At 45.1% G+C, this 25,265-nt stretch carries 24 protein-coding genes, 1 tRNA gene, 1 riboswitch and 1 other annotated feature; of the genes, 1 reads left to right on the top strand and 24 read right to left on the bottom strand.

The features are described 5' to 3' along the window. Window positions 1–32 precede the first annotated feature (32 nt). The 17 genes from ACTSEZ_RS13535 to ACTSEZ_RS13455 all read right to left on the bottom strand — a co-directional run bounded on the left by ACTSEZ_RS13535 (window position 33) and on the right by ACTSEZ_RS13455 (window position 16,650). A complete protein-coding gene (locus tag ACTSEZ_RS13535; protein ID WP_369734693.1) occupies window positions 33–1,577 on the bottom strand; it encodes a 2-isopropylmalate synthase in 1,545 nt (514 codons plus the stop codon). Beyond that, the gene (ilvC, locus tag ACTSEZ_RS13530; RefSeq protein ID WP_369734692.1) at window positions 1,564–2,586 is read right to left on the bottom strand and encodes a ketol-acid reductoisomerase; all 1,023 of its coding nucleotides are present in this window, start codon (window positions 2,584–2,586) and stop codon (window positions 1,564–1,566) included. Before ilvC ends, ACTSEZ_RS13535 begins: the two co-directional genes overlap by 14 nt. A gap of 80 nt (window positions 2,587–2,666) precedes the next feature. Beyond that, window positions 2,667–3,182 carry an acetolactate synthase small subunit gene (gene ilvN, locus ACTSEZ_RS13525; protein ID WP_369734691.1) on the bottom strand — a complete coding sequence of 172 codons (516 nt, stop codon included), beginning with the start codon at window positions 3,180–3,182 and terminating at the stop codon, window positions 2,667–2,669. Continuing rightward, entirely contained in the window at window positions 3,179–4,897 is a 1,719-nt protein-coding gene (gene ilvB, locus ACTSEZ_RS13520) for an acetolactate synthase large subunit (RefSeq protein WP_369734690.1), read from the bottom strand. Before ilvB ends, ilvN begins: the two co-directional genes overlap by 4 nt. 154 nt (window positions 4,898–5,051) lie before the next feature. Further along, window positions 5,052–5,309: a binding site (T-box leader), on the bottom strand. 3 nt (window positions 5,310–5,312) lie between these two features. Continuing rightward, window positions 5,313–6,218, bottom strand: a complete 906-nt coding sequence (ilvE, locus tag ACTSEZ_RS13515; protein ID WP_369734689.1) for a branched-chain-amino-acid transaminase — start codon at window positions 6,216–6,218, stop codon at window positions 5,313–5,315. 833 nt (window positions 6,219–7,051) lie between these two features. Next, window positions 7,052–7,127, bottom strand: a tRNA-Arg gene (locus ACTSEZ_RS13510). 125 nt (window positions 7,128–7,252) lie between these two features. Further along, complete coding sequence (locus ACTSEZ_RS13505) at window positions 7,253–7,765, bottom strand: metallophosphoesterase family protein (RefSeq protein WP_369734688.1); 513 nt, start codon at window positions 7,763–7,765, stop codon at window positions 7,253–7,255. A 19-nt stretch (window positions 7,766–7,784) separates the two neighbouring features. Beyond that, window positions 7,785–8,372 carry an XTP/dITP diphosphatase gene (locus tag ACTSEZ_RS13500; protein ID WP_369734687.1) on the bottom strand — a complete coding sequence of 196 codons (588 nt, stop codon included), beginning with the start codon at window positions 8,370–8,372 and terminating at the stop codon, window positions 7,785–7,787. 5 nt (window positions 8,373–8,377) lie between these two features. Beyond that, window positions 8,378–9,136 (bottom strand): ribonuclease PH, encoded by a 759-nt coding sequence (rph, locus tag ACTSEZ_RS13495; protein ID WP_369734686.1) that lies wholly within the window; start codon window positions 9,134–9,136, stop codon window positions 8,378–8,380. A gap of 167 nt (window positions 9,137–9,303) precedes the next feature. Beyond that, a complete protein-coding gene (locus ACTSEZ_RS13490; protein WP_369734685.1) occupies window positions 9,304–10,389 on the bottom strand; it encodes a GerMN domain-containing protein in 1,086 nt (361 codons plus the stop codon). 746 nt (window positions 10,390–11,135) lie between these two features. Continuing rightward, window positions 11,136–11,933, bottom strand: coding sequence for a glutamate racemase (racE, locus tag ACTSEZ_RS13485; protein ID WP_369734684.1), 798 nt, complete (start codon window positions 11,931–11,933; stop codon window positions 11,136–11,138). Window positions 11,934–11,942: 9 nt separating this feature from the next. Further along, on the bottom strand, window positions 11,943–12,395 hold the full coding sequence (locus ACTSEZ_RS13480) for a MarR family winged helix-turn-helix transcriptional regulator (RefSeq protein WP_369734683.1): 453 nt from the start codon (window positions 12,393–12,395) through the stop codon (window positions 11,943–11,945). A 188-nt stretch (window positions 12,396–12,583) separates the two neighbouring features. Then, entirely contained in the window at window positions 12,584–12,808 is a 225-nt protein-coding gene (gene gerE / locus ACTSEZ_RS13475; protein ID WP_029279253.1) for a spore germination transcription factor GerE, read from the bottom strand. 134 nt (window positions 12,809–12,942) lie between these two features. Next, window positions 12,943–13,410 (bottom strand): acyl-CoA thioesterase, encoded by a 468-nt coding sequence (locus ACTSEZ_RS13470; RefSeq protein ID WP_369734682.1) that lies wholly within the window; start codon window positions 13,408–13,410, stop codon window positions 12,943–12,945. A 72-nt stretch (window positions 13,411–13,482) separates the two neighbouring features. Continuing rightward, window positions 13,483–14,247, bottom strand: a complete 765-nt coding sequence (sdhB, locus tag ACTSEZ_RS13465; RefSeq protein WP_369734681.1) for a succinate dehydrogenase iron-sulfur subunit — start codon at window positions 14,245–14,247, stop codon at window positions 13,483–13,485. A gap of 3 nt (window positions 14,248–14,250) precedes the next feature. Continuing rightward, window positions 14,251–16,011: a succinate dehydrogenase flavoprotein subunit gene (gene sdhA / locus ACTSEZ_RS13460; protein WP_029279247.1), complete on the bottom strand. Its 1,761-nt coding sequence runs from the start codon at window positions 16,009–16,011 to the stop codon at window positions 14,251–14,253. A 30-nt stretch (window positions 16,012–16,041) separates the two neighbouring features. Then, window positions 16,042–16,650: a succinate dehydrogenase cytochrome b558 subunit gene (locus ACTSEZ_RS13455; protein ID WP_029279245.1), complete on the bottom strand. Its 609-nt coding sequence runs from the start codon at window positions 16,648–16,650 to the stop codon at window positions 16,042–16,044. 345 nt (window positions 16,651–16,995) lie between these two features. On the opposite strand from ACTSEZ_RS13455, the gene ACTSEZ_RS13450 reads away from it, so the two are divergent. Beyond that, window positions 16,996–17,412, top strand: a complete 417-nt coding sequence (locus tag ACTSEZ_RS13450; RefSeq protein WP_369734837.1) for a YslB family protein — start codon at window positions 16,996–16,998, stop codon at window positions 17,410–17,412. Between the two features lie 49 nt (window positions 17,413–17,461). Here ACTSEZ_RS13450 and ACTSEZ_RS13445 read toward each other — a convergent pair whose 3' ends face one another. From ACTSEZ_RS13445 to fadR, 7 genes are all read right to left on the bottom strand, one after another. Beyond that, a complete protein-coding gene (locus tag ACTSEZ_RS13445) occupies window positions 17,462–18,703 on the bottom strand; it encodes an aspartate kinase (RefSeq protein WP_369734680.1) in 1,242 nt (413 codons plus the stop codon). A 142-nt stretch (window positions 18,704–18,845) separates the two neighbouring features. After that, window positions 18,846–19,027, bottom strand: a riboswitch (Lysine riboswitch). Between the two features lie 74 nt (window positions 19,028–19,101). Continuing rightward, window positions 19,102–20,886 (bottom strand): excinuclease ABC subunit UvrC, encoded by a 1,785-nt coding sequence (uvrC, locus tag ACTSEZ_RS13440; RefSeq protein ID WP_369734679.1) that lies wholly within the window; start codon window positions 20,884–20,886, stop codon window positions 19,102–19,104. Between the two features lie 281 nt (window positions 20,887–21,167). Continuing rightward, the gene (gene trxA, locus ACTSEZ_RS13435) at window positions 21,168–21,482 is read right to left on the bottom strand and encodes a thioredoxin (RefSeq protein ID WP_029279237.1); all 315 of its coding nucleotides are present in this window, start codon (window positions 21,480–21,482) and stop codon (window positions 21,168–21,170) included. A gap of 165 nt (window positions 21,483–21,647) precedes the next feature. After that, on the bottom strand, window positions 21,648–22,625 hold the full coding sequence (locus ACTSEZ_RS13430) for an electron transfer flavoprotein subunit alpha/FixB family protein (protein WP_369734678.1): 978 nt from the start codon (window positions 22,623–22,625) through the stop codon (window positions 21,648–21,650). Window positions 22,626–22,682: 57 nt separating this feature from the next. Further along, window positions 22,683–23,456 carry an electron transfer flavoprotein subunit beta/FixA family protein gene (locus tag ACTSEZ_RS13425; protein WP_029279233.1) on the bottom strand — a complete coding sequence of 258 codons (774 nt, stop codon included), beginning with the start codon at window positions 23,454–23,456 and terminating at the stop codon, window positions 22,683–22,685. Between the two features lie 72 nt (window positions 23,457–23,528). Next, window positions 23,529–24,302: an enoyl-CoA hydratase gene (locus tag ACTSEZ_RS13420; RefSeq protein ID WP_369734677.1), complete on the bottom strand. Its 774-nt coding sequence runs from the start codon at window positions 24,300–24,302 to the stop codon at window positions 23,529–23,531. 42 nt (window positions 24,303–24,344) lie between these two features. Further along, window positions 24,345–24,929 carry a fatty acid metabolism transcriptional regulator FadR gene (gene fadR, locus ACTSEZ_RS13415; RefSeq protein WP_029279229.1) on the bottom strand — a complete coding sequence of 195 codons (585 nt, stop codon included), beginning with the start codon at window positions 24,927–24,929 and terminating at the stop codon, window positions 24,345–24,347. Between the last annotated feature and the right edge of the window lie 336 nt (window positions 24,930–25,265).

The following is a 25,265-nucleotide window of genomic DNA, read 5'->3' as shown; positions in this document are numbered from 1 at the left end:
CCTTCATGATTTTTAATCTGGTTTTTCTTCTATTAGACAGTCGCTTTTAATTGTTCCTGAGCCTGTGCATTCAGAATGAGAATCCGGTTTACAGCGTTCAAGTAGGCTTTTGCTGATGCCTCAAGAACATCCTGCGCCATTCCCCTTCCGCTTGATTCCACTCCTCCAACGGTAACTCTGACAAAAACCTGGGCAAGAGCATCCCGGCCGCTCGAATTTGATTGGATCCGGTAGTCTAGAAGCTTGATCGTAAAGCCGGTGCAGCGCTCAAGCGTATTGTAAATCGCCTCTACGCTTCCTCCTCCGGTAGCAGCCTCCTGTACAAGGACCTGCTCCTGGTTTTTGAGAGTCACAGTGGCAGTCGGCACTTGTGAGGTTCCGTACTGAACCTGAAGGGATACAAGTTCAAACATATCCTCGCTCTTTTCCACTTTTTCCTCGATGACAAGTGCTGCAATATCCTCATCCGTGAATTCTTTCTTTCTCTCAGAAAGGGTTTTGAATGTTTTAAAGATTTTATGTGTCTCTTCTTCTGTTACATTGAAGCCAAGCTCAGCTACTTTGCTCTTGAAGGCGTGGCGGCCTGAATGTTTGCCGAGTACCATCGCATTTGATCCGACCCCTACGAGTTCAGGAGAAATAATTTCATAGGTTGTTTTTTCTTTCAGGACCCCGTCCTGGTGAATACCGGATTCGTGCGCGAATGCATTTTTCCCGACAACCGCTTTGTTTGGAGGGATCATCATGCCGGTCAATTTGCTGACCAGGTCACTCGTTTTTTTGATTTCATCAAGCTTCATGTTTGTTTTGGCGCCAAAATAATCTGAACGGATGTGAAGAGCAACGCCGATTTCTTCAAGTGAAGCATTTCCTGCCCGCTCTCCGATTCCGTTGATCGTTCCTTCGATCTGTCCCGCCCCGTTTTCGATGGCGGCAAGCGAGTTGGCTGTTGCCATTCCAAGGTCATCGTGGCAATGGGCAGAAAGAATAACATTTTCTATGCCATTTACATTAGATTTTAAGTACTGAAAGATTTCCCCGTATTCTTTCGGGTTAATATAGCCTACCGTGTCTGGAATGTTAATGACATTTGCGCCCGCTGCGATGACCTGCTCTACAATCTTCGCCAGAAACGGCAATTCGCTTCTGCAGGCATCCTCTGCAGACCACTGAATAAGCGGAAAGAATTTAGATGCGTATTTAACTGATTCAACCGCTGTCTCAATGACCTGGTCGGGAGTCTGTTTCAATTTGTATTGCATGTGAATCGGCGATGTTGCCAAAAACACATGCAGCCTTGGATGCGCACCGTCCTTTAAAGCTTCCCACGCTGCATCAATATCTGTTTTGACCGAACGCGCAAGACCTGTAACGGAGCAGTTTTTAATCGTTCTTGCAATCTCCTGCACTGCTGAAAAATCACCCTTTGAGGAAGCCGGGAAACCGGCCTCCATAATATCAACGCCAAGACGTTCAAGCTGAAGGGCAATCTGCAGTTTTTCCTTTGCGTTCAAGTTCACTCCGGCTGATTGTTCCCCGTCTCTCAGTGTTGTATCAAAAAGGTTAATTTTTCGCACTGGCGACCACTTCTTTCCGTTTAGGTTTTACAAACGGCATCATTTCGCGCAGCTTTCTGCCGACTGTTTCAATCTGATGCTCGCTTTCTCTGTTGTTGATCGCATTGAACTGCGGGCGGTTGACCTGATTTTCTATGATCCAGTCTTTAGCAAATTTTCCTGATTGAATATCATTAAGCACTTCTTTCATGGATTCTTTTACTCTTGCATCTACTACTCTAGGTCCTGACACAAAGTCTCCCCACTGGGCTGTATCAGAGATGGAGTATCTCATGCCCGCCATTCCGTCTTCATACATAAGGTCTACGATGAGCTTCAGTTCGTGCAGACATTCGAAGTAGGCAAGTTCCGGCTGATATCCCGCTTCCACCAGCGTTTCAAATCCAGCTTTCACAAGGGATGTGAGTCCCCCGCACAGAACAGCCTGTTCTCCAAATAGATCTGTTTCGGTTTCTTCTTTAAATGTTGTTTCAAGAACTCCCGCACGCGCTCCTCCGATTGCTTTTGCGTATGCTAGAGCAAGATCTTTCGCCTGGCCTGTTACATCCTGATAGACCGCAAACAATGCTGGAACACCGGCACCATCTTCAAAGGTTCTTCTTACAAGGTGACCCGGACCTTTAGGAGCTACAAGGAATACGTCAACAAATTCCGGAGGAACGATCTGATTAAAGTGAACATTAAATCCGTGTGCAAAAACTAACGCATTTCCCGGCTGAAGCTGATCTTTGATTTCTTCTTCATATACTTTCTGCTGCTGCTCATCCGGCAGAAGCACCATCACGACATCAGCCTGTGCTGCAGCTTCTTTAACGGTTGTTACCTCCACTCCATCTGATGCTGCTTTATTGAAGGATTTTCCTTTGCGGACACCTACTACAACATCTGCTCCGCTTTCTTTTAAGTTCAGTGCATGTGCATGGCCCTGTGAGCCGTAGCCGATTACTGCGATTTTTTTGCCTGATAGTACTTCCTCATTTACATCACCGTTATAATAAACTTTTACCATGTTCATTCTCTCCTTTTAATTTCCATTTTTTATTTGATTTGTAATTGTATACGTTCCATCCGTTCATTGCCATCTTCTCTTTATACAATTGAATATGTTTTCGAACTAGACGGCCGCTGTGTTCCTCTTGGGAACGCTGTTGTGCCGGTTCTGGCTATTTCTTTGATTCCATAGGGTCTGAGGAGATCGATGATGGCTTCTATTTTGTCTGATTCTCCGGTTACTTGAACGACCAGGCTGTCCCGGCTGACATCTATGATGGAGGCCCGGAATGGTTCAATGACTCCCTGCACTTCCATTCTCACTGCCGGTGCAGCGATTACTTTGATCAGCGCGAGTTCTCTTGCAACGATTGATTGATTGGTAATGTCCTGAACCTTCAGCACATCGATTTGCTTGTTGAGCTGTTTTGTAATTTGTTCTACTTCTTTTTCGTCTTCCACATGGATGACAAATGTCATACGGGATATGCCTTCAATCTCTGCGTGCCCCACTGTGATGCTTTCAATGTTATAGTGTCTTTTCGTAAACAGCCCGGTAATTCGGTTGAGTACGCCCGACCGGTTGTTTACGGTTAATGTTAATATTCGCTTCATGCCTTAACACCCACCATTTCATGCAGTCCTTTTCCTGGTGCAATCATTGGATACACATTTTCCATCTGGCTTACATTAACGGAAATCAGGACAGGCTCCTTGGATCTAAGCGCTTCTTTAAAGGCAGGGAAATCACTTTCAGTCTGAATATTCAGTCCTTTCATGCCGTACGCTTCCGCAAGTTTCACGAAATCAGGCTGTGATTGAAAGACGGACTGGGAATATCTTTCTTCATAGAAGATTTCCTGCCACTGTCTGACCATTCCAAGCACGCCGTTGTTTAAAATAATGACTTTGACAGGAAGGTTCAGTTCGTGAATAACAGAAAGTTCCTGTAGGGTCATTTGGAATCCGCCGTCACCCAGTACAGCAACTACTGTCGAATCCTTTTCAGCAAGCTGCGCTCCAATCGCCGCCGGAAGTCCAAACCCCATTGTTCCAAGCCCTCCGGATGTGACCCACCTGTTTGGCTGCTGCATCCGGTAATACTGCGCCGCCCACATTTGATGCTGTCCTACATCAGTTGTTACGATTGCTTCTCCATCTGTCCACTCATGGATCAGTTCAATCATGTGCTGCGGCTTCAGCTCTTCATTTGAAGGCTTATACCAGAGAGGAAGCGTCTTTTTGTTCGTTTGAAGAGCTGTATACCACTCATCATGCTCGCTTCTTTTCCCGTTTTGATGAATGAGCTGTTCAAGAACCAGCTTCGCATCTCCGACAACCGGAATCTGCGTTTCGACCACTTTGCCGATTTCGGCTGGATCTATATCGATATGGGCAATGACAGCCTTCTTTGCAAAGTGGTTTAAGTTCCCTGTCACCCTGTCGTCAAAGCGCGCTCCCACGCTGATCAGCAAATCGCAGTCATACAGCGCCATATTGGCGGTATATGTACCGTGCATCCCTGCCATTCCGAGGAACAGCGGATGGTCTGCCGGGAAACTGCCAAGCCCGAGAAGGGTGCTTGCAACCGGTATTTGCTGCTGTTCTGCATATTCTTTCAGCTTGTCGCTTCCTTTAGCGTGAATAACACCTGCACCTGCGAGAATGACTGGTTTTTTAGCACGGCTTACAGCTTCTACAAGCTTTCTGATCTGGAGGTAATTTGGCTCTGTCTTCGGCTGATATCCAGGCAGGTGTACAGGTTCGTAATAGTTGAAAATGCCTTCGGCTACAGCGATATCTTTCGGCACATCAATCAGTACTGGTCCCGGTCTGCCGGTTGTAGCAATATGGAATGCTTCTTTGATGATACGGGGAAAGTCGTTGACATCCCGTACTTGAAAGTTGTGCTTTGTAATCGGCATTGTAATTCCGAGTATATCCGCTTCCTGAAAAGCATCGGTTCCAATCACAGAAGTCGCAACCTGTCCGGTAAAGACAACGAGCGGAAGGGAATCAATCATCGCGTCTGTGAGTCCGGTAATTAAGTTTGTAGCTCCCGGTCCAGAGGTGGCGATTACGACTCCGGGTTTGCCTGAGACCCTTGCATAGCCTTCTGCTGCATGAATGCCTCCCTGTTCATGTCTCGTCAAAACGTGAAACATGCCTGAGCTGTACAGTTTGTCGTAAATCGGAAGGACAGCTCCTCCGGGATAGCCGAAAATCACCTCTGTCTTTTCCCGTTTAAGAGCTTCAATCATCATCATGGCACCGGACATCGTTTTCGTACACTTGGCAGATTCAGCGTCCAATTGTACCTTCATATTCATCGATTTTTGCCTCCTTTTTTCCCGCTATCATCTAAAAAGCCCTGCTCGATCGAAAAGAACTGATCGAGCTTTATCCAGCGAAGTACTGGTCTTTTTGCCTTTAAAATCCACATAAAAAACCTTCCCGCCCCAATATTGCCCACTAGTTGTGAGTCAAAGGGGCGAAAAGGTTTGAAAACACTTTTCGCGGTACCACCCTTGTTCATGGCCTAAAATCAGGCCACCTTATGAAAGCTTAAAGCTTTCTTTTGGTAACGGGTGGTGTGAAAAATAGCACCCGGCTGATCCTACTCCATTTCAAATCAGCACTCAGAGGCGAGTTCACGTTGGAAGGGAACACCGGCTTTCAGCAGCCGCCGGCTCTCTGTGGATCCTTGTTTCCATTGCTACTTATCCTCTTCAAAGTTTTCACTTATTAACTTACACTTAAGCTTGAATTGCCTGTTTCAACTTTCACGCCGTCTTCAATGACTTTTTTCCTGAATTGCTCAAGCAGGCGGTTTGTGTGCTCGCCCGGCTTGCCTTCACCAATCTCCCTGCCGTCTACCTTTACAACAGCAATGACTTCTGCTGCTGTTCCTGTCAGGAAGACCTCATCAGCTGTATACACATCGTGGCGGGTAAATGGTTCTTCCCGCACATCATAGCCAAGTTCTGCCGCAATTTCGATGATGACGTTTCGCGTAACTCCTTCAAGGGCGCCAAGGTATCCCGGCGGAGTCAGAAGTTTGTTATTTTTATAGATAAAGACATTGTCTGCAGATCCTTCTGCGACATAGCCCTGATCATTCAGCATGAGCGCTTCGCTTACATTCGCCAGATGAGCTTCAATTTTTACAAGAACGTTATTTAAATAGTTGAGTGATTTTACTTTCGGACTGAGAACGTCCGGGCGGTTCCTTCTTGTAGGGACTGTCACAATATCAATTCCTGTTTCATAGAGATGCTTAGGAAAGATTGAGAGCGGCTCTACTATAATGACGACGTTTGCCTCTTTGCATTTATATGGATCAAGCCCAAGATCACCGACTCCCCTTGAGACTACCAGTCTGATATAAGCATCATCCAGCCCGTTTTTCTCGACCGTTTTTACCGTCAGGTCTGTCAGCTCTTCCTGTGTGTACGGCATAGTGAGCAAAATGGATCTTGCTGATTCATACAGTCTTTTCATGTGCTCTTTTAAACGGAAGATGTTGCCGCTGTAGACTCTGATTCCTTCGAAAATCCCGTCTCCATACAAGAATCCGTGATCATACACCGAAATCTTCGCATCTTCTTTTCTTACAAATTCTTTGTTCAAAAAAATCCATTGGTCACCCATAAAGAGCACACCTTTCTTTTAAAGTCTAAACGCGTTAATCAGCTGAATTCCAGTGTGTAAAAAAAATCCTTATAACGTTAGTTATGGACTCTTTTAAAAGATATAAAGTGATCTTCCTGCCGCAGCTAAACGGCCTGTTATGTTTTTCTTTTAATGAACCTCACATGTTCATGTAACTTATATTTGAGCCTATCTTACGCCCATTAAAAAGCGGTGTCAACCGTCTTTTTTTGAATTGTTAGATAATTTAGATTTGTTTGTTAATTTGTATACGCTTACATGCCTGTCATTATAGGAATTGTGTTTTTGAAAAATTTTTTTTGAAGTTTTTTTCTGTGAGATTGTCTGACAGGGTTTTGGGTGATTTCTGCTGGGGAAAAGGAACTTTTTGAGGGTGGATCCGGAATCGGATTCTTGATTAAAACGGATAAGATCCAGAGGAAAAATTATGAACATTTTTCGAACAAATGAGAGATGGCATGTTTGCAACTGTACCCGTTCCCTTTCGCTCCAGTCACTTGCTTTCCGCGGGGAGGACCGGGAGCTTCCTCAGCTGCGCTTGCGGGATCTCCCTCGTCCTCTTCATCCCGTAGAAAAGCGGAAGCGCCCGTTTTGCTCCGGCAGTCAGATAAAAAATCACCCGAAAAGTCCGCTTTTGACTTTTTGGGTGATTTTGTTCTGACAGAGGAGTTGGGCGCTGCAGCTCGACAAGGAGTCAAGTGCCTTCCGCTGCAGTCCACTGGTGTTTTACGGATAAATCAGCGAAATGCAGTGACGAAAAAAAACAAAAAAACTTCTTTCATTTTCAGAAAGAAGTTTGTATGTATATAGTATGGCGTCCCAGGAGAGATTCGAACTCCCGACCAACGGCTTAGAAGGCCGTTGCTCTATCCACTGAGCTACTGGGACATGTTTTTTTGTGACAATCGCGATTATGTATCAGCGACATTTTTTATTATATGTGTGATCAGCTATAAAGTCAATAACTTTTTCTAAAAAGTTTTGAAAGAGGGAAAAAATTCCCCCTTTCCTTTTTAAGACAGCTCAAACCTCTGCGCCATGCCTTTTACAGGCGTTCCGTCCTGCTGATAAAATGTAACAGTTGCCGACCCGTTTTGTATTTCTAATATAACATATGTTTTTTCGGTGCGCACCCTCGGCAGCCTGATGCTGCCAGGATTAATGAAGAGGATGCCGCCGGCAGATTCTGCACCAGCAATATGAGAATGCCCGAAACAGACAATCTTCGCAGCGTGATCTTCAGCAGCATATTTCAAGTTCATCAGAGTGGACTTCACGTTATGCATGTGGCCATGAGCAATGAAAAAACGGAACCCGCCTGCTTCTTCAATCAGTGCCTCCGCATATTTCTGTTCATAATCGCAGTTTCCCCGCACTGAAACAAAGCCCTGCATAGAAGGGTGATCGGCAGGCAGTTCTGAATCGCCGCAGTGAAACATTGCTTCTGTTTCGGATTCATGCCTGTTTCTGATCTCCTGAAGCTCGTCTGTCAGCCCGTGACTGTCGCTGATAATAAGAACCTTCATGACTCAAAACTCCCTGTAATCAGGCTTGGAGCAGCTCTGACAGCTTCTTTAGCGCCGCTGCCCTGTGACTGATTTTGTTTTTTTCTTCTTTCGACAGCTCGGCCATTGTTTTTGCTTTATCCTTGACGAGAAAAATCGGGTCATATCCGAACCCATTTTCTCCAGCCGGCTCTTCTGTTATATACCCTTCGACAGATCCTTCAACCGTTACCGTTTCGCGGCCGGGCTCAGCAAGGGCAAGTGCGCAGCGGAATCTCGCGGTGCGCTCTTCCTTTTCTGCGCTCTTCAGCTCGGCAAGCACCTTACGGATATTGGCTGCGTCATCTTTTTCCGGGCCTGCATATCTTGCGGAAAAAATACCCGGCTCTCCGTTCAGGTAGTCAATCGACAATCCTGAGTCGTCAGCGATCGCCATTTTTCCGTAAAGCCTGGATATTGCCTCCGCTTTTAAAATGGCATTCTCTTCAAAAGTCGAACCCGTTTCCTCCACATCAGGTGCATCGTCAAAATCAAGCAGCGAGATGCAGGTCAGATTGTAGGCAGAAAGAATCGTCTGAAATTCAAGAAGCTTTCCTGCATTTTTTGTGGCAATAATGACTTCCTTCATCAGGTTCATCCCTTTCCGTTTTTCTGATCCATAATTTTAAGCGCTAAATCACCCAGCGCTTCCATTTGGATTGTAACCAAAGATTGAATCCCTTTTTCTGCAAGGTTTAAAAGTTCATTCAGCTCTTCGCGAGAGAATGTTGCCTCTTCGCCTGTTCCCTGCAGCTCTACAAATCGTCCTGAGCCTGTCATGATGACATTCATGTCCACTTCAGCAGATGAATCTTCAATATAGTTTAAATCGAGAATCTCTCCTAGCTTTGAATCCATGCCGACAGAAGTTGCAGCAAGGAAATCTGTAATCGGAAGCGAACTGATTTTCTTTTCAGATACAAGCTTTCCAAGAGCAATCGTCATGGCCACAAATGCACCTGTAATGGATGCTGTTCTTGTACCTCCGTCCGCCTGAATCACATCACAGTCGATCCAGATTGTACGCTCGCCAAGCTTGTCCAGGTCTACCACTGCACGGAGAGCACGGCCGATTAATCGCTGAATTTCCATCGTTCTTCCGGTAATCTTTCCTTTTGACGATTCTCTGATGGTTCTCTGTTCCGTTGCGCGCGGCAGCATGGAGTATTCTGCTGTAATCCAGCCTTTTCCTTCTCCGCGCATAAACGGCGGCACACGGTCTTCAATGCTCGCATTGCAGATGACCTTTGTATCTCCCACACAGATCAGAACCGATCCTTCCGGGTGTTTCACATAATCTGTCACTATTTCTACTCGTCTGATTTCATCTTGCTTTCGTCCGTCATGTCTCATTATGATTCCTCCGATCATTCCTGATCCTGATTGATTTGCGTTTTCGTTATATGTATAGGGCTTGTCCCGGCTTCCTTTCAAAGACAAAAGGTCCGGAGGCAATAAAGAAGAGGCAGTGCCAATGACTACCTCTTCGTTTCACTTTATAGTATATCAAAAATCACCGATTAAAAACTACCTGTGTTGACATTCACTGGACGCGCAACAGGTTCTGTCATCTTTTTGCCGTCCTCATTTACAAGGTCTGCCTTGCCGTCCACTGTCAGCACAACGTTTTCAATTCCCGGCTGCTCTGTCAGAGACAGGACAAGTGAATTAACGATATGAGATGAAACCATCTTCTTCTCTTCATCCGCACTTCCGTAAATCGATTCGTTAAAATTAAGCGTGACCGTTCCGTCTTCAAGCTTAGGCTCTTCAAGAAGCTTCACATCCTGTGAAAAATCACTGAGGAGCGCTGTATCAGCAGACGGCCCTTCTGTCAGTTTTTTAACAACAGCGGAAATCGGATCTTCCTCATCATTGCTCACACGTGTTGTGACAGGCACATAATACGTCTTGTCATCGTGCTGCGCTGTATAATAAACCGTAAGCGGTTTTGTATCAGTAATATCCATGACACCTGCTGTATCCAGGTTGATGCCGTCAGCCCTGCTCAGCTCGCTGCTGATCGGCGTGCCCCCGACAGGCATTTCGTTTTGCTCATGGCCGTTGATCATAATTTTGACCGTTTTGACTGAATCAAACTGAGTAAGCGTCCATGTGATTGACTGAAGAATCTTCAGCTCATCTTCTTTTTGATAGTTTTTAAATTCTTTGGAAAAATCGACTAAAGCAACGCCGTCTTTCACATTGACGCTGACCTGTGTATCCTGCGGAATAACCGCTCTGAATCCATCAGGCAGCATATTTGTTACAGGCCCGCCTTCAACAAGGTAGTCAAGCACCTGCTTCGCTACGCCTTCCTGCTTTGGCAGATCAAATGTCTGGGCGACCACAAGTCCATTGCTGTCAATTAAGTATAACTGCCTGGAGTACGTTTGCCCCGACTCTTCCCCTTTTTCACCTTCTGCTGTTGTTTTTTCCTCATTTACTGTTTCTTCAGCAGCTTTATCTCCTTCATCCACATACGATACGTCTTGTGGAGGATCGATTTCCTTGGCCTTCTCCCCGCCGAACAATCCGCAGCCGGACAATAACAGCGCCGAAGTCATTACAGTAGCAGCAATCTTCACGTTTCTCTTTTGAGACATACATTTCCCTCCTAAGGCAGTTTGTACTACTATGTATACGAGCTGTAGATTGAATTAGACCGAAATCAGGAAGAAATTTTTAATAGAGCGTGAGAGGGAAGAAATTGACTGCTGTAAAACGAGTTCTTGATGGAATGAGCGGAAAGAGGCTGGGATAAAACATGTTATTAAGGGGAGTCGGAAGTTAATATAGAATATTTGTTGATGTCACTTCTGGAGATGACGCCACAAATGAAGACTTACCTCTGATAAAAGTGGCAGCACTCTGACGAATGGCGCCACAAATGAACATTCACCTCATATAAAAGTGGCAGCACTTGGGCGAATGACGCCACAAATGAGGACTCTCTTCTGTTAAAAGTGGCAACACTCATGAGAATGACACCTCAAATGAGGACTCACCTCTGATAAAAGTGGCAGCACTTAGTGAATGGCGCCACAAATGAGGACTCTCTTCTGTTAAAAGTGGCAGCACTCAGGCTGTGACAGCATAATTAATGATCCATTGCTATTCCAGTTGGAAGTGTCCAATAACATAAACAAAAGGATGAGACAATGCAGAAGTTATCTCGTAGGAAACACTTGTATCTTATGCCATTTGAGCACTTGCCGCTGATTATACCGGACAAAAAAGTATAAATGAAAAAGGGTGAATTTGAGTAGTTTATGCTCAAATTCACCCTAATTTATTTCTGTCCCATTCTCTTTTCGATGGCGATCATATTCATGTAAAAGTCTCTACTTAATTAAAGCGCAATGGACTGAACATTTTTCACCGGCTCTTCAAACAGCTGCGAAGCGATGCGCTGGAAGAGATCCTTCGATCCGGTTGTCAGGAAGAGGTGATGGTTTTCTTCCTGCGATTCATTCAATGCCTTCTTATAAGACAGGATCGTACTTACCTCACGGGCTGTTTCGTCTCCTGAGCTGATAATTTTTACTCTTGGTCCCATATAGTTCTCAATCAGGTCTTTCAGAACCGGATAATGCGTGCAGCCGAGAATCAGTGTATCGATCGGATGGTCCTTCAGCGGAAAAAGGGAATCCTCCACAATTGAAACCGCATAGTCATTATCAAAGTCCCCGCTTTCAACAAGCGGAACAAACGCAGGACAGGCAAGACTTTCAACCGTCACTGACTTCTTGATGGTCTTCAGTGCCTTTTCGTACGCGCCGCTTGCGACCGTATTGACCGTTCCAATGACGCCGATGCGGTTGTTTCTAGTCACTTTAATGGCTGTTCGGGCACCCGGGAACACAACGCCGACAACAGGGATATCAAGCTCATCCTGAATTTCCTGAAGGGCAATGGCCGTTGCCGTATTGCACGCAATCACAAGCATTTTAATATGATGGTTAGAGACGAGGTAATTCGTCATTTGCCATGTAAAAGCCCGAACCTCTTCAATCGGTCTTGGACCATAGGGACATCTTGCTGTATCACCTAAATAGATGATGTCTTCATTTGGTAACTGCCTCATAATTTCCCGCGCAACGGTCAGGCCGCCGACACCGGAATCAATGACGCCGATTGCTCTGTTCAAAAAATCGCCTCATTCTTCTCTCATTTCTAGGTGCAGTTTCGTCAATGAGCTTTCAAGCTGAATTATTTCCTGCATATCAAAATTTCTGATTACGTTTTTTAAGTATTGTTGCCGCTTATGAATGACTTCTTCGATGATGCGCTGCCCTTCTGCAAGAAGGTGCACTCTTACCACTCTGCGGTCATTTGGATCTTTCACGCGCACGACAAGTTTGTTTTTCTCCATCCGGTCAACCAGATCAGTCGTAGTGCTGCATGCTAGGTACAATTTGTTGGATAATTCACCGACTGTCATGTCGCCGTGTTCTGAAAGCCATTGCAGCGCCACAAACTGAGGCGGTGTAATCGGGAATTGACTCAGGATCTCCCGGCCTCTCTGCTTCACCATCACAGAAATATGCCTTAAGGATTTTTCCAGGTCAGCCACCATTTTATCACTTAATACATCATTATGAACTGTCATCAGCAACCCTCACTCATTCAATCTGACCGCACGGAGCAGAATATACACTAGTAGTGTGCGTATCATATCCATTTTCTATGTTTTCACACAAAAATGCAAGTTTGATATTTTAGCTGACAGTCATTACAAGAAAAAATCCCGGCAGAAATAATAACCGGCCAGCCTAAAATAAGGTCAGCCGGTACGTATTAGAGCTCAAGTTCACCCATACGAAGAAGCTCAACAACTGCCTGTGATCTTCCTTTTACTCCAAGCTTTTGCATCGCATTGGAAATATGGTTCCGAACTGTTTTTTCACTAATGAAGAGCTCGCCCGCTATTTCTTTCGTCGTTTTATCCTGTACTAATAATTCGAAAACTTCTCTCTCTCTTTTCGTGAGTAGTGGCTTTGATTGAAACTCTTTCTCTTTCAAGAATGGTAACCCTCCTTGCTAGGTGCGAGCCGGTCTAACGAATGGGTATAAGATTAGTCAACATATAGTATGTGCACTCTGTATTGGCGGTGACTGTTACTTTAGCTGATTCGTGAAATTCGGTGTCTATTTTTTTATGTGGCAAAGACCTCAGAACCTATGAGCATTTTCTTTTCCGCATTCAGAAATGGTACACTTTTTCCATTGTATTTCGATATCTGCACAACGGTTCCTCGTCCTGTAAAGCAGACTTCCCTTTTTTTATTTACGGCGCAGTAATGGAGCTCGGCAGACGAATTTCCAACAGATGCAGCTTTGACATACAGCAAGAGCTCCTCATCAAAAAACACCTGCCTGATGTAATCGCACTGGATGTCGGCCACAACAGGAATCAGTTCCCCGTCCTTTTTCAGCCAGTTCTCCATAAGGCCTGCATGTTTAAAAAATTCAATCCGTGCTTCTTCAAAGTATGCAATTGGTGCCGTGTTGTTCATATGACCGAACATATCTGTTTCGGAAAAGCGAACCTTTAGCGGGTGATGAAAGGCAAATGTATCCTTCCATTCCTGCAGCGGCATTGTGATATAGGGAATTTTGTTCATGGCTGTTCCTCTTTTCTTTGATGATATGTAAAAAACACCTCTTATTTAAAGAGGTGTTTTCGTTATTACTGCTTAGACTTGATCGCTTCCGAAGAAATTGCGGAATGCCTGGAACGTTGTATCTCTGTTCAGCGCAGCAATAGAAGTCGTTAAAGGAATTCCTTTAGGACATGATTGCACACAGTTTTGAGAGTTTCCGCAGTTTGCAAGTCCTCCGTCACCCATAATCGCTTCAAGACGCTCGGATTTGTTCAATGAACCTGTTGGATGAGCGTTAAACAAACGAACCTGTGAAAGAGGAGCCGGTCCGATGAAATCAGAATTGCTGTTAACGTTCGGGCATGCCTCAAGGCATACTCCGCACGTCATGCATTTTGAAAGCTCATATGCCCATTGGCGTTTTTTCTCAGGCATACGCGGGCCAGGTCCAAGGTCGTATGTTCCGTCAATCGGAATCCACGCTTTTACCTTCTTAAGGGAGTCAAACATTCTGCTGCGGTCAACCTGAAGGTCGCGCACAACAGGGAATGTTTTCATCGGCTGAAGGCGGATCGGCTGTTCAAGCTGGTCGACAAGTGCTGTACATGATTGGCGCGGCTTGCCGTTAATAACCATAGAACAGGCTCCGCATACCTCTTCAAGACAGTTCATATCCCAAGTGATCGGTGTTGTTTCTCTTCCCTCAGAATTTACAGGATTCCTTCTGATCTCCATCAGCGCGGAGATCACGTTCATATTCGGACGGTAAGGAATTTCAAATGTTTCATCATAAGGGGCAGCACCGGGCTGATCTTGGCGAGTAATAATAAAACGAACTACTTTCTTTTCACTGTTCATTTCTTATTCCCCCTTTTTCTTCTTCGAGTAGTCGCGTTTGCGCGGTTCGATTAAGCTGACGTCCACTTCTTCGTAGTGGAATTTAGGAGCAGCAGTCAAACCGGCAAACGTAGCCATCGTCGTTTTAAGGAAGTCTTCATCATTACGTTCAGGGAATTCAGGCTTATAATGCGCTCCGCGGCTTTCGTTGCGGTTGTAGGCGCCCAATGTCACGACGCGGGACATTTGAAGCATGTTCTGAAGCTGGCGGGTAAACGTAGCACCCTGGTTGCTCCATTTCGCCGTATCATTAATATTGATATTCTGATAGCGTTCAATCAGCTCTTGGATTTTCTCATCGGTTTTCAGAAGCTTGTCGTTGTAGCGGACAACCGTTACATTGTCAGTCATCCATTCGCCAAGCTCTTTATGAAGCACGTAGGCGTTTTCTGTTCCGTCAAGGTTCATGATGTTCTGCCATTTTTCTTCTTCCTGCTTCACATGAGCGTCATATACAGCAGATGAAAGATCTTCTGCAGAAGCATCTAGGCCGCTGATATAGTCAACTGCTTTTGGTCCTGCCACCATTCCGCCGTAGATGGCTGAAAGAAGGGAGTTCGCACCAAGACGGTTTGCGCCGTGCATGGAGTAATCACATTCTCCCGCAGCAAATAAGCCCGGAATATTCGTCATCTGGTTATAGTCAACCCACAGACCGCCCATTGAGTAATGAACAGCAGGGAAGATTTTCATTGGAAGCTTGCGCGGGTCATCACCCATGAATTTTTCATAAATTTCGATGATGCCTCCAAGCTTAATGTCAAGCTCTTTCGGATCTTTATGAGACAGATCCAGATAGACCATGTTCTCTCCATTGATGCCGAGCTTTTGAGAGACACACACATCGAAGATTTCACGTGTTGCGATATCACGCGGAACAAGGTTTCCGTATGCAGGATATTTTTCCTCAAGGAAATACCATGGCTTCCCGTCTTTGTACGTCCAGACGCGTCCGCCTTCACCGCGAGCTGATTCACTCATCAGGCGAAGCTTGTCATCTCCCGGAATAGCTGTCGGGTGAATCTGAATGAACTCGCCGTTAGCATAGTGAACGCCCTGCTGATAGACGATGGAAGCTGCTGATCCCGTGTTGATGACAGAGTTTGTTGATTTTCCAAAGATGATTCCAGGTCCGCCCGTTGCCATGATGACAGCGTCTGAACGGAATGATTTGATTTCCATGCTTGTTAGATCCTGTCCGGTAATGCCTCGGCACACACCGTCGTCATCGACAACCGCTCCAAGGAATTCCCAGCCCTCGTACTTTGTCACAAGACCTGCCACTTCATAGCGGCGGACCTGCTCATCAAGCGCATAAAGAAGCTGCTGCCCTGTCGTTGCACCGGCAAATGCCGTGCGGTGATGCTGCGTTCCTCCAAAACGGCGGAAGTCAAGAAGCCCTTCAGGCGTACGGTTGAACATGACACCCATGCGGTCAAGCAAGTGAATGATTGACGGAGCCGCTTCGCACATCGCTTTTACAGGAGGCTGGTTGGCAAGGAAATCCCCGCCGTAAACCGTATCATCAAAATGCTCCCACGGAGAATCGCCTTCTCCTTTTGTATTAACAGCGCCGTTGATTCCGCCTTGTGCACAAACGGAATGAGAGCGCTTAACTGGTACTAATGAAAATAAATCTACATGAACGCCGGATTCTGCTGCTTTGATGGTTGCCATCAGGCCTGCCAAACCGCCTCCGACGACAATAATTCTACCTTTACTCATCTGGCCCACTCCCTTTGATTCTAGTACTCATCAAACAAATGCAAAAATAGTGCTGACTCCAACGTAGGACAATGCAAGGAAAAGTGCGATTGTCACGTAAGTGGAGATCAGTTGTGATCTAGGAGTGACTGTAATTCCCCAGCTCACAGCAAATGACCACAGGCCGTTTGCAAAGTGGAAGATTGTTGATACAACACCAACTACGTAGAAAACAATCATGAATGGATTGCTGAAAATAGAGGCCATCATGTCAAAATTCACTTCTGCGCCAAAGGCAGCTGCAATTCTAGTTTCCCAGACGTGCCATGAAACGAAAATAAGCGTAATAACACCTGAGATTCTCTGAAGCATGAACATCCAGTTGCGGAAGTATCCGAACTTGCTGACGTTGTTTTTTGCTGTAAACGCAATGTAAATTCCGTAGATTGCATGGTATAAAAGCGGGAGGAATATAATAAATGTCTCCAGAACAATTCTAAACGGCAAGCTTTCCATAAAATGTGCAGCATTGTTAAATGCTTCTTCTCCTCTTGTTGCAAAGTTATTTACAACAAGATGCTGAATTAAGAAGACGCCAACCGGAATCACTCCAAGCAAGGAATGAAGTCTTCGGTTCAAATACTCTCTGTTTCCAGCCATCTCAACATAACCCCCTAGTAATCTTAAAATCTTTTTTTTAATGTTTCTCCTATTCCCGGCAATCTTTTAAAAAAATAAACATTGTATGATAAAATGTGACAAATTTATTGTACTCCTCACGCGTTACAGCGTCAAGAAAACGTGTTCATAAATTTTAATTTTGTGACAAATCTCGTTTTGGAACAATTTTTATTTTCTTAAAATACTAATCTGGTGCTGACCCGGCAGATAATTTACTTTTATTGCATGTGCCTCATGCCGCATCTTGATATATAATAAAATCAGAAAGAGGGGAAGAATGTGAAAAAAACGAAAGAACAAATTGACACGGCACAGCTCAGAGATATGCAGGTGCCTGCGTTTGCATATGAACTCCTTAGAGAAGTGCTTATTCCTGACATTCTGGGGAACGAGTCCGCTTCCATGATGTACTGGGCAGGCAAAAGCCTTGCGCGGAAATATCCGGCAGATTCCATCGACGAGCTGATTGCTTTCTTTTCGCTCGCAGGCTTTGGAAACCTTTCACTTGTACATAAGAAAAAAGACGAAATGGAATTTCAGCTGCAGAGCGAACTGATCGAGACAAGATTTAAAACGATGAAAGAACCGTCGTTCCAGCTTGAAGCAGGCTTTATTGCCCAGCAGGTGCAGCGCATGAACAAGCAGATCACCGAAACCTATGAGCATGTTAAAAAACGTGCGGACAAAGTTCACTTTACTGTGAAATGGGACTACAAAGACATGGAGTTTGAAAACGAATAAAGGACGGGTACTCATGATACCCGTCCTTTTTTCATTTTCATTAAAGCCCTCAGTTGGCGCCAAGGACGCCTGCCGGCTGCTCGGATAATTCAAATGCGTCGTGCAGCGCTTCTACTGCTTTCACCATATCAGCATGGCCGACTACCGTTGAAACTTTTATTTCTGATGTGCTGACCATTTTCACTTCAATTCCTTCCTTTGCAAGAACATGGAACATTTCCGCCGCAACACCCGGGTTTGAGACCATTCCGGACCCCACGATTGACACTTTGGACAGGCCGTTTTCAAACTCGATCCGTTCAAATCCGAGTTCCTCTTTATACGTTTCAAGAACGTGAACGGTCTCTTCGACCTCCCCTGTTTTTACAGAGAATGAAAGAGAAGCGATCTGTGCGTCTGCTGTACTTTGAATAATAATATCCACATTTATTCCATGGCTTGCGAGTGTTTTGAAAATAGTGGAAAGAGCCATCAATCCGTTTTGCAGCCCGCAAACCGTCACTTTTGACACCTGATCTTCAAATGCAATGCCTCTTACGACTAAATTCTGTTCCATATCTGTTTCCTCCTCAATAAGCGTGCCCCGTTCGGCTTCTGTGCTGGATCTGACTTCAAGCGGTACTCCGTAATTTTTTGCAAATTCAACAGCTCGCGGATGCAGGACACCCGCTCCGAGGTTAGCGAGCTCAAGCATTTCATCATAGGAAATTCCTTCAAGCTTTCTTGCACCTTTTACAAAACGCGGGTCGGTTGTGAATACACCCGTCACGTCTGTATAAATATCGCATTTGTCCGCTTTCAGCGCTGCTGCAAGTGCAACTGCGGTTGTATCGGAGCCTCCGCGTCCAAGAGTCGTGATCTCGCTGCCGTCTGCAAAGCCCTGAAATCCGGCAACAACGACGATTTTCCCTTCAGAAAGCCGTTTTTCCATTTTCTCTGTATCGATTCCGGAAATTCTCGCATTTCCGTGGACGTGCTCTGTGCTGATCCCGGCCTGCCAGCCTGTATAGGAAACAGCGTCATAGCCTTTCGCCTGCAAAGCCATTGTCAGAAGAGATATGGTCACTTGCTCTCCAGTTGAAAGAAGCATGTCCATTTCTCTCTTGCTTGGCTTTTGAGTGATTTCAGCTGCAAGTGAAACTAAATGATCGGTTGTTTTCCCCATTGCCGATACAACGACAACTACGCTGTTCCCCTTTTGTCTTTCCTCCGCTGCACGGTTTGCAGCATTCATGATCTTCTCAGGTGAACCAACGGATGTGCCTCCGAATTTTTGTACAATTAAACCCATATCGCCTCTCGCCTTTCAAGTCTTATTTAAAGTCTTATTTGATCGTCAGCAAGTAAAAGGGAGAATCCCGGAAAACGCAAAAAAAGCAATGAGATTCTCTATCTCATTGCTTGCATAAACGAATAATGGAACTTCATTCATACAATGAGATAGCGCTCCAAGAAAAATATCTTCTTGACAATCCTGCGTCTCTTAAACGCAAAACCAGCAAAGAGAAGAAATGGCTCTTTCTTTGCTTCGGCGGCGCTCCCCTTTCACGCGTCTTCAAAGGAATCCATTTTCCTCTGACGCGCTACTCTTGAAGTCCGCACCTCTACCGTCATTTAACGAACTAAACGATCTGATTTATGAAATTAGTTAAAATTTTAGCAAACCTTACTGCTTAAAGCAAGAACATTTTATGCTTCTTCTTTTTCCTGCAGTTTCTCATAGATTAATTCTGCGGTATTTGAAGGCATGCCTGCAGCGATAATGTCATCTACACTTGCCTCTTTCATTTTTTTCACAGACCCGAAATGTTTCAGCAGGACCTTCCTGCGTTTTTCGCCAACACCGGGTATGTCATCCAGAATGGATTGAAAAGCGGTCTTTCCCCGAGTTTGCCTGTGGAAAGTAATCGCAAACCGGTGAACCTCATCCTGAATGCGCTGGAGGAGATAAAACTCCTGGCTGTTTCGTTCAAGTTCCACAATTTCAGGCGGACTGCCGACCATGAGGTTGGATGTTCGATGTTTGTCGTCCTTTACAAGGCCTGCTACAGGTATGGTCAAGCCAAGCTCATTTTCAAGCACATCCTGAGCTGCTGCAAGGTGGCCTTTCCCCCCGTCAATAATAATTAAATCCGGAAGCGGAAGTTCTTCTTTCAGGACGCGCGTATAGCGTCTGCGGACAACTTCACGCATCGATTCATAATCATCAGGGCCTTTAACAGTTTTAATTTTATACTTTCTGTATTCCTTTTTGGCAGGCTTCCCGTCAATGAAAACAATCATGGCCGATACGGGATCTGTACCCTGAATGTTTGAATTATCAAAGGCTTCAATTCTTGCAGGAGTATAAATGCCCATTTTTTCACCCAGCTGGTCAATCGCTTTTATCGTTCTCTCTTCATCGCGCTCAATCAGCGAGAATTTTTCCTTAAGAGCAATTTTCGCATTTTCATGTGCCAGCAGCACGAGATCCTTTTTCTTTCCCCGCTGAGGCTGTGTCGCCGTAACTCCAAGAAGCTCAGCTGCCATTTCGCGGTCAACGCTGTCCGGAAGCAGAATTTCTTTCGGCAGAATATGATTGCTCTTTGAGTAAAACTGGCCGAGGAAGGTCAAGAATTCTTCTTCAGGTTCCTGATAAAGCGGGAACATAGCTATATCCCGTTCAATCAGCTTGCCCTGTCTTACAAAAAACACTTGAACGCACATCCACCCCTTGTCGAACGAATAGCCGAACACATCACGGTCAACAAAATCATTCATCGTCATCTTTTGCTTTTCCATCGTGGCGTCGATGTGGGCGATCTGGTCCCGGTATTCTTTTGCACGTTCAAAATCAAGATTCTCTGATGCAGCCAGCATTTTCTTTGAAAGTTCCTCTTTAATCTGCTTAAATCCGCCTTTAAGAAAGCGCGTCATTTCGTCCACCATCTGCCTGTTCTGTTCCTGCGTCACATTGTAGACGCAGGGTGCAAGGCATTGTCCCATGTGGTAGTAAAGGCATACTCGATCAGGGAGTGTGGAGCATTTTCTTAAAGGATAGAGACGGTCAAGCAGCTTCTTCGTTTCCCTTGCTGCCTGCACGTTCGGGTATGGCCCGAAGTATTTTCCTTTATCCTTCTTAACATTCCGGGTAACGATCAGCCGCGGATGTCTTTCACCGGTGATTTTGATAAACGGATAAATTTTGTCATCCTTCAGCATGATATTGTATTTTGGATCATGCTTTTTTATCAGGTTCAGCTCTAAGATAAGCGCTTCTATATTTGAAGAGGTTACAATGTATTCAAAATCTCTGATTTCACTTACAAGCCGCTGCGTTTTCCCGTCATGGGAGCCTGTAAAATAAGAGCGGACACGATTCTTCAGCACTTTTGCTTTTCCGACATAGATAACGGTGCCGAAACGGTCCTTCATTAAATAGCAGCCCGGCTGATCCGGCAAAACGGCCAGCTTTTCTTTTATCAATTGCTCCATTGCGGACACTCCATTAATAAGGTTTATTCCAATATTGTACCATTATCCTGTCTGTGAGTCGTGCGGAGATATGCGCGCTTTTTTGCAGACACCGTCAGAGGTGAATTTTTACATACTTTACAGGCAGAGGGGCAATCATTTCCTGAGCAATAATTGACATATTTTTTGTTTCGGAGAGGAGCGCTTTCTCCTGCATGAAAGAGAAATGAAAAACCCAAGCTCGCAAGCCTGGGTTTTGTTTTTGAAAAATCCAGCCGAACGATTTGCGGCAGGTTTTCGAATTATGCGTGTTTATTAAGAAGTTCAGCTAAAGCTTCTTTAGGCTGGAAGCCAACTGTTTTGTCTACAACTTCTCCGTTTTTGAATACAAGCAAAGTAGGAATGCTCATAACTCCGTATTTGCCTGCTGTTTCCTGATTTTCATCAACATCAAGCTTAACCACTTTCACTTTGTCGCCCATTTCCTGATCAAGTTCTTCAAGAACCGGAGCAATCATTTTACAAGGTCCGCACCATGGAGCCCAAAAGTCAACGAGGACTACGCCTTCGCTAGTTTCTGCTGTAAATGTTTGATCTGTTGCATTTGTAATTGCCATTGTAATTTCCTCCTAAAAATCGAGTAATAACTGAAGTATAGCATTAAAGAATTGGGTCTGCGAATTTTTTGCTCACGTTTACTTTTCCCCAACTTTCTGAGGAAAAACATATCCGGACTGGAGAAAATAAAAACACGACGGGTGAGGTCGTGTTTTTATGGTCTTTTAAGAATGAACTTTAAGCTTTTTGAACTCTTCTGTCAGAAGCGGAACGACTTCAAAGAGGTCGCCGACAATACCGTAATCGGCCACTTTAAAGATATTGGCTTCCGGATCTTTGTTGATGGCAACAATGATTTTCGAATTGGACATACCTGCTAAATGCTGAATGGCTCCGGAAATACCGCAGGCAATGTACAAGTCAGGAGTGACAACTTTTCCTGTCTGGCCGATCTGCAGGGAATAATCGCAGTAATCCGCATCACATGCACCGCGGGAAGCGCCAACCGCTCCGCCAAGAACATCCGAAAGCTCTTTAAGAGGGTTAAAGCCGTCTGTGCTTTTCACTCCGCGTCCGCCTGCAACAATCACTTTGGCTTCTGAGAGATCCACGCCTTCAGTTGCTTTTCGCACCACTTCTTTTACAACTGTGCGAAGATCCTTGATATCAGCTGTGACTGAAGAGACTTCCCCGCTTCTTGATTCATCCTTCTCAAGAGGAGCAATGTTATTTGGACGGATTGTAGCAAAAATGGTTCCGTCAGTCACAATTTTCTTTTCGAACGCTTTTCCTGAGTAAATTGGTCGAGTGAACACGGCATTTCCGCCTGTCACTTCTAAATCCGTTGCATCAGAGATCAGGCCTGAACCGATTTTCGCAGCGATTTTAGGCGATAAATCTTTTCCAAGAGCTGTGTGGCCAAAAATCAGTCCTTCAGGTTTTTCCTGTTCAATCACAGCCAGGAGAGCCTGTGAATAACCGTCAGGCGTATATGTTTTCAGCTTTGCGTCTTCTACCGTAATTACGCGGTCTGCACCGTAGTAGATCATTTCCTGTGCAAGTGAAGCAACGCTTTCCCCTAAAAGAACAGCTGTTACTTCCCCGCCTTCTGAAATCGTTTTGCCTGCAGCAATTGCTTCAAAAGAAACATTGCGGAGTGATTGATCACGTACTTCTCCGAGTACCAGTACTTTTCGTGCCATTATAGAGTCCCCCTGTTATACGTTTGATAGAAAGTAATTCCGTGCTGGGCCAGATTGTCAGATGACTTTCGCTTCGTTGCGAAGAAGTGATACCAGTTCTTTTACCTGGGCATCAAGCTCGCCCTGAAGCACTTTTCCTGCTTCTTTCTTTGGCGGCATATAAATTTCGATTGTTTTCGTTTTCGGTTCAACGTCATCTTCCTCTAGATCCAGATCATCCAGTTCCAGCTCTTCAAGCGGCTTTTTCTTTGCTTTCATGATTCCAGGCAAAGAAGGGTAGCGCGGCTCGTTCAGTCCCTGCTGTGCTGTCACAAGCAAAGGAAGTGATGTTTCGATTACTTCTGAATCACCTTCTACATCACGGACAACGGTAGCCTGATTTCCATTGATTTCAAGCTTTGTAATTGTCGTAACATAAGGAATATCAAGAAGTTCTGCAAGACGCGGGCCTACCTGGCCTGAACCGCCGTCAATCGCAACGTTTCCGCCGAGAATCAAATCTGCATCCTTGTCTTTAAAATATTCAGCAAGGATTTTTGACGTTGTAAACTGATCTCCGTCTTCAAGATCGTCTTCCGTATTAATAAGAACAGCCTTGTCACACCCCATGGCAAGAGCTGTGCGCAATTCCTTCTCAGCCTCTTCGCCGCCGATTGTCACAACTGTTACTTCCCCGCTGTTTGCGTCGCGGATCTGAATTGCTTCTTCAATTGCATATTCATCGTAAGGATTAATAATGAACTCGGCGCCGTCTTCGTTGATCTTGCCGTTTTGAAGCGTGATTTTTTCTTCCGTATCAAACGTTTTTTTCATGATTACATAAATATTCATGTCCATCCCCCTATTTACGTTAAGCATTCAAATTGTATAGAAAAAACGTATGTAACGTTTAATCAGTGACGTTTATTCGCCTTTAAACTGCGGCTGTCTTTTCTCAAGAAAAGCACTTATGCCTTCTTTGGCATCCGCACTTTCAAAAACGGTGCCGAAATATCCGGCTTCCTTCTTTACTCTTTCATGGTAAGGAAGCGTTTTAGAAGCGTTGATCAAATCAATGGCTGCCGCAACGGCTATCGGACTTTTCGCTGCAAATTTCTTTGCAAGCTTCATTGTCTCTTCAGCAAGAGAGTCTTCAGGGAAAGCATGATTTGCAAGTCCATACGACACAGCTTCCATTCCTGAAATCGGTTCGCTCGTCAGCAGCATTTCAAGCGCTTTCGCTTCTCCTACATATTTAGGCAGGCGCTGCGACCCTGCAAATCCCGGGATCAGGCCGAGCTGCAGTTCAGGAAGTCCAAGCTTGGCGTTTTCAGTGACAAGCCTTACGTGGCAGCTCATTGCAAGTTCGAGACCGCCGCCTAGGGCTGCTCCATGAATGGAAGCGATGACCGGCTTTGGAAAAGTCTCGATTCGTTCAAAAAGCTCCTGGCCGTTTGCGGCAAGCCCTGAAAATTCTTCGCCGTTTTTCACTGCCGTAAATTCCTTAATGTCAGCTCCTGCCGAGAAGAAACGTCCTTCTCCGTGAATGACAATAACTCTTACTTCTTTGTTTGATTCAAATTCATCCATCAGTGATGAAAGCTCTTTCAAAACATAGGACGATAATGCATTTGCGGGAGGTTGGTGAATGGTTACGTCCGCAACATAATCTTCTACTTTGACTTTTAAATAACTCACAGCGCAGGCCTCCTTTTGTGCATGTTGGCGCAGAGGGTGACGCTACACCCTGCCGCAGCCGTTGATTAAGAGTTTGTGAACATTTCCTGCAAGTGCAGGGAGGTCAAACTTCAGGTCGTTCATAACCCAGGTTGTGACTGTTTCGTCAATTGTTCCGAAAATCATCTGCCTTGCAAGTCTTGCATCGAGATCCTCGCTGAATTCAGAGGTATCTTTCCCAGTCTGAATAATGGAGTCAAGGATATTCAGGTAACCTTTGAGTATCTCGTTGATTCTCAGGCGAAGCTCCTTATTGGACTGCCTGAGTTCAAGCTGGGTCACAACAGCCAGGTGATGGTCTTCTGCTAATAGAGAAAAATGCTTTTCTATCAACATATATAATTTCTCCGCAGCCGTGTCTTTTCCTGCTATTTCTTGTTGAATTTTTTCGATGAACACGCCCATCTTTTCCTGAAAGAGGGAGATAAGGATATCTTCCTTGTTCTTAAAATACAGATAGATGGTGCCATCAGCTACTCCAGCCTGCTTGGCAATCTTTGATACCTGTGCATGATGGTAGCCGTTTTCGGCAATCACGATGACAGCTGCATCAATGATCTGGAGGTATTTTGGTCGTTTTTGCTTCAATGTCCATTCTTCCTTTCAAATAATGAATGAATCATCATTCATATTTTCATCATAAAATGACAAAGCTCTTCTGTCAAGAAAAAGATGCACCCCGGCAAAAGCTTATAGAAGTGTTTCTCCATCATAGCGTGAAAAGACCCCCGCAGCAACTCGGGGGGCCGTTTCAAGTTATTCTTGCTTGTTGCAATGTACCCGTTCCCTTTCGCTCCACTGGTGTTTTCAACTTATATATTTGGGAAACCAGTACGAACGCTTTCGTTCCCTTCGCACTGGTTTCTTCTCGTTGAAGGGAACAATCCAACTGCTTTTGTGCCCTTCGCACTCGTTTCCGCCCGC

The organism is Metabacillus mesotrionivorans, from assembly GCF_052171315.1.
GTDB lineage: Bacteria > Bacillota > Bacilli > Bacillales > Bacillaceae > Bacillus_P.
The sequence above is the reverse complement of the archived record's forward strand: the minus strand, read 5'-3'. Positions and strand labels throughout refer to the sequence as shown.